This window comes from Corynebacterium sp. HMSC11E11, from assembly GCF_001807025.1.
Lineage (GTDB): Bacteria > Actinomycetota > Actinomycetes > Mycobacteriales > Mycobacteriaceae > Corynebacterium > Corynebacterium freneyi.
In genome coordinates this window covers 1-11,809 of sequence record NZ_KV787139.1, presented here as the reverse complement: position 1 = coordinate 11,809, position 11,809 = coordinate 1, and the positions used below count along the sequence as shown (strand labels likewise).

The following is an 11,809-nucleotide window of genomic DNA, read 5'->3' as shown; positions in this document are numbered from 1 at the left end:
GCATGCGAAGTCGACTCGACTTCGCACGCCGTGGCCATGTGCCGCCGCGCCGCCTCGCAGCGGAATTCGCGTGCGGGCTCTACGCGATGGTCACCAACACCGCGGACCCCGCATCGGCGGCGCCCCTGTAGAACGCGGCGAAATCGGAGAATCGACGTCGGAGATCCGCCGCGTCGTCGTCGGAAAGCGATGCGGCGACGCCGTTGTCGCCCATCCTCGCGTCGAAGTCGACGGTTTCCAGCGCATCGGCGATCTCGCCGACCCGCCCCGGCTCGAGCACCGACGTCAGCGGCTGGCGGCACACGCGCTCGCCGCCGAGGATCGACTCGCCCAGCGGATCGCCGACGGTCTGCCCGTCGAGGGGATTGCCGGTCAGCGCCAGCAGCACGTTCTCCCAGGCGGTGTCCAGGTCAAACGCCGCGTGGTCGGCGATGGCCTCGAAATGTCCGAAAACCACCTCGCCCGTGGCGCGATCATCGCCGGCGTCCGCGAGCCCGCGCAGTTCCGCCACCTTGTCCTCGGCCAATCGCAGATACTCGGCGCACATTCCCATCGGCATCGGTGGCCGCCTCCTCCGTCGGTAGATTCGCCACGCGGTGGCCCCGCGTCGCGGGCGTTGTTTCCGGGCCCCGATTGTAGGCGCATGGCGGTCTCCGTGGCATCGTCCGGGTTCGCGCAGATGGGACGATCGGGCACTGGCCAACCTACGAGATTGAGGTATGCCAACCCTTATCTATATGATTGCGGCCATGAAGATGATCGGAATGGCTCCGGCCGCATCCGCCGCGGATCGAATCCCGCTCGCCCGTACGGTCCGGGGGACCGCCCCCGGCGCCGGGAAAGCCGTGGCCATCCGCCGAACGCTCTTCGCGGGCGCGACCTCGGCGACCGCATTGGCCGTCGCCTCGATGATGGCCGCGGTGCCCGCCGCCGAGGCCCTGCCCGCGATCCCGGATTCGATCCCCGCGGCGATCGCGGATGGCGCGACCGGCTCGGACGGAATGCCCGGGGACGGTGCGCGCGAAACCGTCGCCGAACCGCGGGTGTCCGTGACCCGCGAAGACGGAACCCCCGTCACCGGTGCCGTGAGGCGCGGCGACGTGCTCCTCGTCCATGGCTCCGGCTTCGACCCGGGGGCCAATCGCGGCGGGTATCCCGTGCCCATCCCGCCCGGCATCCCCAATGGCGTGTACGTGCTGTATTCCGCGTTCCCCGACCAATGGAAACCGAGCGAAGGCGTCCCCGGCGAAGCCCGCGAGCATCCCCACGACCGGATGGCGTGGGTCATGCCAGACGGCACCCTCGACGCCGTTCCCGGAACCGGGGTGAACATGCGCCGCCAGCTCGCGCGCGTGTCCCAGCCCATGGCCGAGGACGGCACGTTCACCGCCCGCATCACCGTCGATCCGGCCGAGGCCCCGCCGGGCGAGAACTGGGGCGTCTACGTCTACCCCGCGGCCGGCTCGGTCAACGCCGCCGAAGAACTGTTCGTCCCGATCGACTATTCCGCGGAACCGGGCCCGAATACGCCGCCCCCGTCGTCGCCGGATCTGCTCCTCGACGCCACCGCACCATCCCGGTTGGCGGGCATCGCAGGCGGTGCGGGCATCGCAGGCGGTGGCGTCACCCCCAAAAAGGGCGCGGTCGCCGCAGACGACGGCCGCATCGGATTCACCCTGCACGAGGATTCCCGTGACCCGGAAACCGGTCATGGCACGGTGAAGTACCGCGGCACCGCCGACATCACCGCACGGTTCAGCATCGTCCACATGGTCATTCGCGACCCGTGGCTCGAGTTTTCCCCTCAGGGCACCTTCATCACCGCCGAGGTGTCGCGCGGGTACGACGTCGGCCCCGATTCGGTGCGGCGCGTCCGCATCGCCCTGGTCACCGAGGGGCCCGAGGGGGCGGACGGCACCGGGACCATGCGGACCACCGTCGGCGACGTCGAGCGCGTCCGCTGACCGGCGTCTACGGCGTCCAGGGCGCCCCAGAGTTCGCGGACGAGGGGCCGTCGTGTCGGGCGGCGATGCCCGGCGGCGGCATCGGGATGCGGCGTCAGGATGCGCCGGAGGTGCCCGTGCCCGCCGTGGAACTCGTCGTCGACTCCGCGGCACCGTCGCGCGTCGCCGACGCCGGGGTGCAGGAGCGGTAGCCCTCGGTCAGCGACGTGAGCTGGTCGGCGGTGGCTTGTCCGGCGACCTCGACGGCGGGGCGGGGGATGCCGTCGTAACCGATGAGCATCGGCGTCCACTCGGCGTCGCTGACCAGCGGACCGTCGGCCTCCTCGTCGGACGCCGGGACGTCGATGGTGACGGTCAGGACGCCCGTGTGCCCGGCGGTGTCCCGAGTGAGGTAGTAGACGAAGTTGCCGGTGCCGTAGTGAACGTAGGAGTTTCCCAGCCACCCGTGGCCGTTGACGCGGTGGGCGTGGGAGCCGATGATGACGTCCGCGCCGGCCTTCTCCAGCGCCTTCGACGTGTCGATGGCCGGATCACCCGGGCAGTGGGCGGCCTCGACGCCCCAGTGCATCATCGTGACCACCACGTCGTGGGTCTTCTTCGCCTTCTTGACTTCCGCGACGAGCCGATCGAGGCGCTCATCCGGCGCGGACGCCGCGATTCCGCCCGTGTTCTCGTCGGCGGACCTGTTGGCCAACGTCTCCTCGTACACCTGGCTGGCGCCGATGACGGCGACCTTCACGCCGTTGGCCTCCAGGGTGGCGGGGGCGTAGGCCTCGTCCTCGTCGCGGCCGATGCCGACGACGGGGATGGGGGAGTCGTCCTTCGCCGCGAACGTGTCCTCCGCGCCCGCGTCGCCGAAGTCGAAGGCGTGGTTGTTCGCCATGGTCACCGCGTCGACGCCCGCACCGGCGACCGCGTCGAGCGCAGAGGCCGGGGCGCGGAAGGTGAACGGCTTGCCGGGCCACGGGGATCCGCCCTCGGTGAGGGAGGTCTCCATGTTGACCCCCGACAGGTCCGCCGCACCCAGCGTCGACCGCAGCTCGGACAGCGAATCCTCGTCGTGGGCCAGCGGGCGCAGGTGGCTTTCGAACATCACGTCGCCGCCGAACGCCATGGTCAGACTCCGGGCGGGCACGTAGTCCTCCTGCGCTTCGTTTCCGCCACCGGTGCCGCAGGCGGCGGTGAAGGCGACGCCGGCCAGGGCGACGCCCGCCACCGTCGTTCGGGCAAACGTTGACGGCGTGGCGGAGGGGCGGTCGGTGCCCCGAATGAGGGCGCGGTGATCGAAGGCGGTCATGGGCGCAGAGATTATCGCCCGGCCCGGTGCGGCCGCGAATTGGGGCGATCCATCGGCGACACCCGCGTGGCCTGGGCGTTCAGCGTTTGCGCCCGCGCAGCGTCCACACGATGCCGCCGGCGGTGAGAACCAATAGGGCGCCGGCGACCCAGTCGCCGACGGAGGCGGAAGGGTCGTCGGCCGATGCGGCAGCGGTCTGGCGGTGTTCGGCGGACGCGGGCACCAGTCGGTCATCCTCGACGACGAAATCGCCACGCGGTACAGGGGTGAACAATTCCTCGGCGACGTCGGTGGCGGTGGCGGCATCGCCGAGGACGTTGAGGGCCACGGCGAAGTCCTTGCCGTAGGAGGCGCTGGCGTTCATGGTGTTGCGCTTGTCCGCCCAGCCCCACTTGGTGCCGATGACGCCGGGCAGCACGTCGGTGCCGAAGTCCTGGGCGTAGCCGTCGGCGGCGATGGAGGCGGGGGAGGCCAACGCCGCGAGGACCGGATCGTCGAAATCCCCGGCCTCCACTTTCGCGGCCAGGAAGGTGGCCACGTCGTGCATGGTGGTCGTCGACTTGCCCCAGGTACGGCCACCGGTGGTGTGCTCCAGGCCGTAGCGCTCGGCGACTTCGTCCATGGAATCGGGATAGGCCGAGTACAGCTGGGTGGTGATGCCGTCGCTGGAGGTTTGCAGCATCTCCGTGGCCAGATCGCGGTGGGCGTCGGTGCCCTTGCGGTAGACGTGGTCGGCGATGAAGATCTTGCAGATCGACAGGCAGCTGCGCAGCTCGTCGGCGTTGTCGGAGTCGACTCGGAATCCGGTGGGCACGTGAACGTAGGACACCTGGGCCACGTAGTCCGTGTCGAACTTTCCGTGGTCGAGGACCGGAACGGGGATGACGTCGCGCCGGGCGGGCCTGCGTTCCGACGAGCCGGGCGCCACGGACGTCGAGGTCGTGGTCGAGGATGTGGTCTTGGTGGGGGCCGGAGTCGACGTCGTGCTCGTCGGCCCGGTGGTCGAAGTCCGAGGAGATGTGGTGCCGGACGACGCCGTGGATGGCGCGGTGGAAGACCGGGGCGATTGGGCGGCGGCACCGGGGGCGACGAGCGCGATCGCCATCATCAAAGACAATGAGGCCGCGATGATCCGCTTCACAGGACCGCACACCACCCATCCGTGATCGTCGGCCGCTCGTCGGGCGGCTCGTCAACGTCGTCGGTTCCGCCGCAGTCGGCGTACGACGCACCAACTTTAGCCCCGCAGCCGAGGTCCGGCTCAATGTGGTCGTCTGACGGGGCAACCCGCGTCCGGCGGAGATCGCCTTCGTCGAGGCGAAATCTCGGTCACCATGGAATGGGGCGGGTGGTCCCGAATGCCGAGGTCGGCGAATCCGTTCGTGCTTCGGGTTCCGAATCGACGTGGCGCGCCTATGGTGGACGCATGAACAGTGCACGTACGCGTCCCCGTCGCTCCCGCGGGGTGGCCATCGGCGTGGCCGCGGCGGCGACTTTGGTCCTGACCGGTTGCGGCCAGCTGCCCGACGTCGGCCAACCCATCGCCGCCGGTGTATCGGGTGGTGAAGGGACCGCGACGAGCGCCGACGAGGGCGGCCGCCCCAATCCCACGCTGTCGGAGACGGCGGAGCTGAAGAAGATCGACGCCTCGACGTTTCTTGACGCGAATCAGCCCGGGGTCCACTCGTTCCGCACCGACAATGGCCGGACCTGCATGTTCACCGAGAACGAGGCCACGTGCACGGGGACGGTGCCCGCAGATGCCCCGGCCGACGCATCATCCGACGCGACGAATGCGGCGAAGGTGTCCCCGAAGGGCTCGCAGTACGCGATCTTCGAGGGGAACAACCTCAATCCCGGCACGCTGTATGCCGGCGAGTACGTCGAACACGGGCGCGTGACGTGTTCCCATGTCGACGCGGACACCGTGTCGTGTTCGGTCGGCGACGACGGGTTCACTCTGACCGGGCCCGACGGCGAGATCGCCCTGGAAGGAACGGTCATCTCCGATTCCGACGGCAATTCCGGTTCAGGTTCCTCGGACTCCTCCGCCGATTCCGGGGCCGATTCCGGTTCGGGCTCCTCCGACTCCTCCGATGACTCGGCGGGCTCCTCCGATTCGGGGTCGTCCGGGTACATCACCAGCGTGTCCACGAGTTCGGGGGTCGTGCGGGCGTCGACGCCGGCGTGCGATTCCCGCGGCATCCTGATCCTGGAGTCGGTGGTCGTGCAGCCGGGAGTGGACACCGGGGAGACCATCGCCAAGGCGTTGGCGAAATACCCGGGCAGTGAATTCACCATCCCGGGCGCCTGTCCGTCTCTGCGTGCCCAGCTCAATGGCGCGGACATTTACGCCCTGTACTTCGATTACGGCAAGGACTTCGACAGGCTGTGCAGCGCCGCGGCGAATGCCGGCGGTAACGCGCGCGTGCTCAGCAACCGCCACGAGTACGTCAGCCCCTGCTGAGGAGGCTGCCGAGGAGGAACGTGCCGGCTGGCGTGCTTGCGCGTGTCAGGCGGTGAGCAGGCTGCGGTCGGCGTGCCGCTGGAGCCGCAGCCAGAGGCGGGCGTCGGTGCCCAGGAAGTCTCCGAGGCAGGCGGCGATTTCGTCGTCGACGCGGACGGTGCCGGCCAGAACGCCTTCGATCAGCGAGGCGGACAGCCCGGTCGCGTCGGAGAGCTGCTCGGCGTTCATGCCCAGCGGGGCGAGGAATCGGGTGCGCAGGATCTGGCCGGGCGTGGGGTCGTTCGTCGGAGGCGTCATGGGCGAACCATTCGGATCGGTGGCGGTGCGACGTGGTGTCGCACCTGGTCGTTCGGGACGTGCGTGACGGGTTCGTCGACCGTGTCGTGTGATCCATGCGACATGGTTGGCAACGAATCGGTAACGATCCCGCCTTTCGGGCGAAGTTAGTCGCCGCTGCGGTGGTTGTCACGGATTATTTTCCGGCCACCCTGTTACGGGTGTGACGGGGGTGCAATGCGGGGGCGGCGGGGACACGTCGACGCCGCCAGGTGTCGCGTCGTAATCCGGCGTCAACGGTCGGACGCTTCCGTTCACCCGCGGTCCGGCGCCTTCCGGCACGCCCTTACGCGCCGATGAACTCCCGCCACTGCGGCCATTCGCGTTCGGCCTGCTTCAAGCCGGCCTCGTAGGCGGCGGTGAGCTTGGTCAGGTCGCGTTCGCGGTTGGACAACGTCATCTCATCGGGAAAGAACAGGACTGCCTTGCCCTGGCGTTCGAGTTCGAAAAGTTCGGCGCGGGTGGCGTTGTAGAGTTCGGGCCGGTTGATCAGGGCCTCGGCGACCGCCGGTTCGCGACGGAATATGCGGCGCATGATCGCCGGCCGCGCCACGGGCGGCTTCACGTAGGACCGTTCGCGGCTCATGATCACGAGGAATTTGTCGTACCCGTCTTTCTGGGCGATCTGCAGCGGGATGCCGCCGGAGGGGCCGAGCGCGCCGTCGACGTAGCGCACGCCGTCGATGACGGGCGGCACCATGAATCCGGGCAGGGTCGACGAGGCGCGGACGTACTTCATCAGGGTCTGCAGGGAGTCTACGTCGTCGCGGCTCCAGTAGACGTTTTCGCCGGTGTCGGCGCGCACGGCTCCGATGCGCATTTCGGTCTTCGATTCGAGGAAGTGGTCGAAGGGGTAGGGGCCGACGCCGGAGGTGGTGACCATGGGCGACTGTTCGTAGATCCACTCGGCGTTGAAGTAGCCGCGGCCGCGCAGGAAGCTGCCCCACCCTCCGAATTCGGCGTTGTCGGTCATGGTGGTGAAGGTGGAGCGGGCACGCTCGATGCTGCCGGAGAGGTAGTTGGCGGTCAGCGTGGCGCCGGCGGAGATTCCGCCGACCCAGCCGACGTCGACGCCGTTGCGCAGCAGCACTTCGATGCAGGGGGCGGTGTAGGCGTTGCGCATGCCTCCGCCTTCGAGGACGAGGGCGACGTCGGAGGCGTTGATGCGGTCGTCGGCGGTGGTGTCGTGTGCCCGGTTTGCCATGGTGCGCCACTGTATCGGGCCGGCGGCGGTCACGTGCCGTGTGGGCCGGGGTTGCGCCATGATGGGGGCATGAACGCTTCTTCGCTTGACGACGCCCGCCCGTCCACGCCCGCCGCCGCTTCGTCGCGTGCGCCGTGGGAGTCGGCGGAGGATCATGTGGCGGATCTGATGGATTTCGTCGTGGCTTCGCCGAGTTCGTATCACGCGGCGGCGGAGGTGGCGCGCCGGTTGGTCGCCGCCGGTGCGACCCTGGTGGACGAGGCCGATGCGTGGCCGTCGGCGCCGGGTGCGTATGTGCTGGTGCGCGGGGGAGCGGCCGTGGCGTGGGTGGTGCCGGAGGGCGCCGCCGGGCGGGACGCGGCCGAGAGTGCGGCGTTCCGAATCGTCGGTTCCCACACGGATTCGCCGGGTTTCCGGGTCAAGCCGAATCCGGAAGCGGGTGCGGCCGGGTATGCGCAGGTGGCGGTGGAGGTCTACGGCGGTCCGCTGCTCGGCGCGTGGACGGATCGGGAGATCGAGTTCGCCGGCCGAGTGGTCACCCGCGATGGTCGCGTGCATCTGGCCCGCACGGGACCGGTGGCGCGGATTCCGCAGTTGGCCATCCACCTCAATCGCGGGGTCAACGACGAGGGCCTGAAGTTGGACCGTCAGCGGCACACCACGCCGGTGATCGGGTACGCCGGTGATGAGGGGGCGTTCACCGCGATGCTCGCCGACGCCGCCAACACGGCCAACGAGGCCGGCACCGCCGCCGAATCCCCGAATGCCCCGGTGTCGGCCGACGACGTCGTGGCCTGGGACCTGATCACGTGCGACACGCAGCCGCCCCGCACGTTCGGGGTGCGCGGCGAGTTCCTGTCCAGCGGTCGGCTGGACAATCTGCTCAGCGTGCATGCCTCGCTGGTCGCCTTCGAGCATCTGCTTGCCGACGGCCCCTCCGCCTCCACGTCGGCCGCGACCACCGGTTCCGGTCGGGACATTCCCGTGCTGGTCGCCTTCGACCATGAGGAGGTCGGTTCGGCGTCGACGACCGGTGCGGCGGGACCGCTGCTGGAGGACGTGCTGCGCCGCATCGCCGCGGCCGCCGGCGCCGACGAGGACGGCATGCAGCGCATGTTCCGCCGTTCGACGTGCATCTCCGCCGACGGCGCCCACGCGGTTCACCCGAACTACACCGGCGAGCACGAACCGGGCCACTGGCCGATGCTCGACGGCGGCCCGGTGCTGAAGATCAACGCCAATCAGCGCTACGCCACCGACGCCGTCGGGCAGGGCATGTTCGAACGCGTCACCTCGGCGGCCGCGCAGGAGGCGGGGGAGACCATCCCCGTGCAGTATTTCGTCTCCTCCAACCAGAAGCCCTGCGGCTCGACGATCGGCCCGATCACCGCAACGCGACTGGGCATCTCCACCGTCGACGTCGGCGCGGCGATGTTGTCGATGCACTCGCCCCGCGAGATGTGCGGCGTCAAGGACCCGTGGTGGCTCGCCCGCATCATCGGCGCCTACTGGACCGGCGCCTGAGCCCGTCCCCGAGGCCCCTCGTTTCCCCCGAACGGTGGCACGGTGATCCGCCCGCCGCATAGTGTCGGGGAACACGGCGATGGCGAGCACGGTGGCCGTCGCCAAGCATGGACCGACGTTCCCGCAGGCAGACAAGGACCCGCCACATGACGGACCCCCGCACCCACGAAGGCATGGCCTTCGACCCCACGGCCGAGCCCGCCCCCGGGCCCGCCGCGACATTCGAGGTGCCGCTGGGCGAGATCATCGAATGGCGCCGCCACCTCCACCAAAACCCCGAACTGAGCTTCCAGGAGTACGCCACCGCCGACTTCATCGAGGGGCTGCTCGAGGACTGGGGCATCGACACCGTCCGCCTGACCCCGACGTCGGTGGTGGGCACCATCACCGGCACCGCCGGCGACCCGGCGACCGGCCGGACCATCGGGTACCGCGCCGACATCGACGCCCTGCCCATCAAGGAGGAGACGGGCCTGCCCTTCGCGTCGCACAACGCCGGCGTCATGCACGCCTGCGGCCACGACGTCCACACCGCCATGCTGCTGGGCACCGCCCGCATCCTGCAGGACATGCGCGACCGGCTCCACGGCCGCGTCAAACTGCTGTTCCAGCACGCCGAGGAAATGCTGCCCGGCGGCGCCCGCGAACTCGTCGCCCTCGGCGCCGCCGACGACCTCGACGAGGTCTACGCCTTCCACGTCGCCCCGCACCCCATCGGGCACGTCGGAATCTGCCGCGGCCGGGTGTCCACGATGTCCGGCATCGTCTCCATCTCCATCCGGGGACGCGGCGGCCACTCGTCGAACCCCCAGCTGTCCGTCGACCCCGTCATGGTCGCCAGCGAGGTGACGGTCATGTTGAACACGATCGTCAGCCGCAACCTCGACCCGAAGCACATGAACATCGTCAACGTCGGCTCCCTCCACGCCGGCGAAGCGGGCAACGTCATCCCCGACACGGCCTGGCTGGAGGTGTCCATCCGCTCCATCGACGAAGAGGATTGGGCGTCGATCTGCGGGCGCATCGAGACGCTGGTCACCGGCATCTGCCACGGCCACGGCGCCACCGCCACCTTCGAATGGCAGACGCCGTACCCGATGGTGGTCAACGCCGACGTCGCCTCCGACCGCGCCTGGCACGCCGCCACCCGCGCCATCGGCCCGAACCGGGTGTTCGAGGCCGAACCGTGGGCGCCGTCGGACGATTTCTCCTACTTCTCCCGCGAAGTGCCCGGCTGCTACATGTTCCTCGGCGGTGGCGGGCCCGAAAACGGGATGCCCTACTTCCTGCACAACTCCCGCTACGACGTCGCCGAGCGCGCCATGTCGGCCGGCGTGAAGGTGGAGGTGCAGATCGCGCTCGACGCGCTCGCCCCCGGCCTGCCGCTGCCCCCGAGCCGCCCGCAGCAGGAGACCGTGATGCCCGCCGCCGGGGCCGTTCCGCCGCGGCCGGCGACTTCCGGACTGCGGGTGCCCGAGTCGAAGGCCGGTGAGCAGCGCGACCGTCGTGAATTCCACGGCGCCGGCACCGGCCCCGCCCCCGCCCCCGTCGGCGACGCAGGCGGGCCCCGCGAGCCGCACATCTCGGAAGAAGCCCGGGGCCAGGCACGGGAGGCGTCGCTCGACGGCAAGGAATGACCCGGCCGGGAAAGACCGCGGTGATGGTAAAGGTGGGGGCATGAGCATCTCCCGCACCACGCCCGATTGGCTCGAGCACGCCATCGGCTGGCACGTGTACCCGCTGGGTTTCACCGGCGCCCCCGTCCACGGCGACGAGTCCGATGCCGCGGTGGCGGCCGCACCGGGAACCGCGCGGCTGGACCACCTGATCGACTGGCTGGATTACGTGCAGGAGCTGGGGCTCAACGTCCTGCAGCTCGGCCCGATCTTCGAGTCGGCGACCCACGGCTACGACACCCTCGACTACTTCCGCATCGACCGTCGGCTGGGCGACGACGCGGCGTTCGACCGGCTCATCGCCGCCGCCCACGAGCGCGGCATCAAGGTTCTGCTCGACGGCGTGTTCAACCACCTGTCGTCGCAGGCGCCGATGTTCCGCGAGGCGCTCGACGATCCGGATTCCGCGTCCGCGAAGCTTTTCGACGTCGACCGTTCGGGGGAGGAGCCGACCGCGCCCTGTTTCGAGGGGCACCTGGATCTGGTGGAGTTCGACCACCGGGCGCCCGAGACGGCCGAGTTCGTCGAGTCGGTCATGCGCCACTGGCTCGAGCGCGGCATCGACGGGTGGCGCCTCGACGCCGCCTACGCCGTCGACCCCGATTTCTGGGCCCGGGTGCTGCCGTCGGTGCGCGCCGACTTCCCGCACGCGTTCGTCTACGGCGAGGTCATCCACGGCGACTACGTCGACATCGTCACCCGGTCCACCATGGATTCCGTCACGGAGTACGAGCTGTGGAAGGCCACGTGGTCGGCGTTGAAGGACCACAACTTCTACGAGCTCGAGTGGACCCTCGGCCGGCACGACGCGTTCCTCGAGTCGTTCGTCCCCGTCACCTTCGTGGGCAACCACGACGTCACCCGCATCGCCTCCCGGGTCGGCCAGGACAAGGCCGTGCTGGCGCTGGTGGTGCTCATGACCGTCGGCGGCATCCCCCTGATCTACTACGGCGACGAGCAGGGCTACACCGGCGTGAAGGAGGAACGCTTCGGCGGCGACGACCAGGTCCGGCCCGTCTTCCCGGCCACGCCGGAGGAACTGTCCTCCCTCGGCAACTGGATGCACGACGCCCACCGGCAGCTCATCGGACTGCGCCGCCGCCACCCCTGGCTGCACCGGGCCACGGTGACCGTGACGTCCATCGCCAACGAACGCATCACCTACGACGTCGGCGCCGACGGCCGTTCGCTGGCCGTCGCCCTCGAGGTCACCGGCAAACCGTCGGTCGAAATCCGCGACGGCGAAAACGTGGAGTACCGCTTCCCCCGCCCCTGAACCACGCGACGTCGATCACGTCCGAACAAGACGACGACGCGCACGACCCGCCGACATCATGTGCG

At 69.6% G+C, this 11,809-nt stretch carries 11 protein-coding genes; 6 read left to right on the top strand and 5 right to left on the bottom strand.

Features of this window, described 5'->3' with window-relative positions:
* Nucleotides 1–79: 79 nt before the first annotated feature.
* Nucleotides 80–559: a DUF1877 family protein gene (locus HMPREF3121_RS06190; protein ID WP_070521077.1), complete on the bottom strand. Its 480-nt coding sequence runs from the start codon at nucleotides 557–559 to the stop codon at nucleotides 80–82.
* 190 nt (nucleotides 560–749) lie between these two features.
* Between HMPREF3121_RS06190 and HMPREF3121_RS06185 the strand changes: the two genes are divergently transcribed.
* A complete protein-coding gene (locus HMPREF3121_RS06185) occupies nucleotides 750–1,964 on the top strand; it encodes an HtaA domain-containing protein (RefSeq protein WP_246816089.1) in 1,215 nt (404 codons plus the stop codon).
* Nucleotides 1,965–2,058: 94 nt separating this feature from the next.
* On the opposite strand, the gene HMPREF3121_RS06180 is transcribed toward HMPREF3121_RS06185, so the two are convergent.
* On the bottom strand, nucleotides 2,059–3,261 hold the full coding sequence (locus HMPREF3121_RS06180) for a CapA family protein (protein WP_070521075.1): 1,203 nt from the start codon (nucleotides 3,259–3,261) through the stop codon (nucleotides 2,059–2,061).
* A gap of 79 nt (nucleotides 3,262–3,340) precedes the next feature.
* Nucleotides 3,341–4,189 (bottom strand): hypothetical protein, encoded by an 849-nt coding sequence (locus tag HMPREF3121_RS06175; RefSeq protein ID WP_070521072.1) that lies wholly within the window; start codon nucleotides 4,187–4,189, stop codon nucleotides 3,341–3,343.
* Between the two features lie 13 nt (nucleotides 4,190–4,202).
* On the opposite strand from HMPREF3121_RS06175, the gene HMPREF3121_RS06170 reads away from it, so the two are divergent.
* Nucleotides 4,203–4,427, top strand: a complete 225-nt coding sequence (locus tag HMPREF3121_RS06170; protein WP_141743005.1) for a hypothetical protein — start codon at nucleotides 4,203–4,205, stop codon at nucleotides 4,425–4,427.
* 260 nt (nucleotides 4,428–4,687) lie between these two features.
* Nucleotides 4,688–5,728: a hypothetical protein gene (locus HMPREF3121_RS06165; protein WP_141743004.1), complete on the top strand. Its 1,041-nt coding sequence runs from the start codon at nucleotides 4,688–4,690 to the stop codon at nucleotides 5,726–5,728.
* A 45-nt stretch (nucleotides 5,729–5,773) separates the two neighbouring features.
* Here HMPREF3121_RS06165 and HMPREF3121_RS06160 read toward each other — a convergent pair whose 3' ends face one another.
* Together HMPREF3121_RS06160 and HMPREF3121_RS06155 are read right to left on the bottom strand one after the other, a co-directional pair.
* Nucleotides 5,774–6,025, bottom strand: coding sequence for a HigA family addiction module antitoxin (locus HMPREF3121_RS06160; protein ID WP_070521064.1), 252 nt, complete (start codon nucleotides 6,023–6,025; stop codon nucleotides 5,774–5,776).
* Between the two features lie 325 nt (nucleotides 6,026–6,350).
* Complete coding sequence (locus tag HMPREF3121_RS06155) at nucleotides 6,351–7,268, bottom strand: patatin-like phospholipase family protein (RefSeq protein WP_070521061.1); 918 nt, start codon at nucleotides 7,266–7,268, stop codon at nucleotides 6,351–6,353.
* A 69-nt stretch (nucleotides 7,269–7,337) separates the two neighbouring features.
* Here HMPREF3121_RS06155 and HMPREF3121_RS06150 point away from each other — a divergent pair, with 69 nt between their 5' ends.
* The 3 genes from HMPREF3121_RS06150 (at nucleotide 7,338) to HMPREF3121_RS06140 (ending at nucleotide 11,744) form a co-directional block, all read left to right on the top strand.
* Complete coding sequence (locus tag HMPREF3121_RS06150; protein ID WP_070521056.1) at nucleotides 7,338–8,792, top strand: M18 family aminopeptidase; 1,455 nt, start codon at nucleotides 7,338–7,340, stop codon at nucleotides 8,790–8,792.
* Nucleotides 8,793–8,938: 146 nt separating this feature from the next.
* Complete coding sequence (locus HMPREF3121_RS06145) at nucleotides 8,939–10,429, top strand: M20 metallopeptidase family protein (protein WP_224371575.1); 1,491 nt, start codon at nucleotides 8,939–8,941, stop codon at nucleotides 10,427–10,429.
* Between the two features lie 40 nt (nucleotides 10,430–10,469).
* Nucleotides 10,470–11,744, top strand: coding sequence for an alpha-amylase family protein (locus HMPREF3121_RS06140; RefSeq protein WP_070521054.1), 1,275 nt, complete (start codon nucleotides 10,470–10,472; stop codon nucleotides 11,742–11,744).
* The last annotated feature ends 65 nt before the right edge of the window (nucleotides 11,745–11,809 follow it).

Excerpts from the sequence above, each read along its gene's own strand:
- HMPREF3121_RS06190 (WP_070521077.1), bottom strand. The coding sequence starts at position 559 with ATGCCGATGGGAATGTGCGCCGAGTATCTGCGATTGGCCGAGGACAAG.
- HMPREF3121_RS06185 (WP_246816089.1), top strand. The coding sequence starts at position 750 with ATGAAGATGATCGGAATGGCTCCGGCCGCATCCGCCGCGGATCGAATC.
- HMPREF3121_RS06180 (WP_070521075.1), bottom strand. The coding sequence starts at position 3,261 with ATGACCGCCTTCGATCACCGCGCCCTCATTCGGGGCACCGACCGCCCC.
- HMPREF3121_RS06165 (WP_141743004.1), top strand. The coding sequence starts at position 4,688 with ATGAACAGTGCACGTACGCGTCCCCGTCGCTCCCGCGGGGTGGCCATC.
- HMPREF3121_RS06160 (WP_070521064.1), bottom strand. The coding sequence starts at position 6,025 with ATGACGCCTCCGACGAACGACCCCACGCCCGGCCAGATCCTGCGCACC.
- HMPREF3121_RS06155 (WP_070521061.1), bottom strand. The coding sequence starts at position 7,268 with ATGGCAAACCGGGCACACGACACCACCGCCGACGACCGCATCAACGCC.
- HMPREF3121_RS06150 (WP_070521056.1), top strand. The coding sequence starts at position 7,338 with ATGAACGCTTCTTCGCTTGACGACGCCCGCCCGTCCACGCCCGCCGCC.
- HMPREF3121_RS06145 (WP_224371575.1), top strand. The coding sequence starts at position 8,939 with ATGACGGACCCCCGCACCCACGAAGGCATGGCCTTCGACCCCACGGCC.
- HMPREF3121_RS06140 (WP_070521054.1), top strand. The coding sequence starts at position 10,470 with ATGAGCATCTCCCGCACCACGCCCGATTGGCTCGAGCACGCCATCGGC.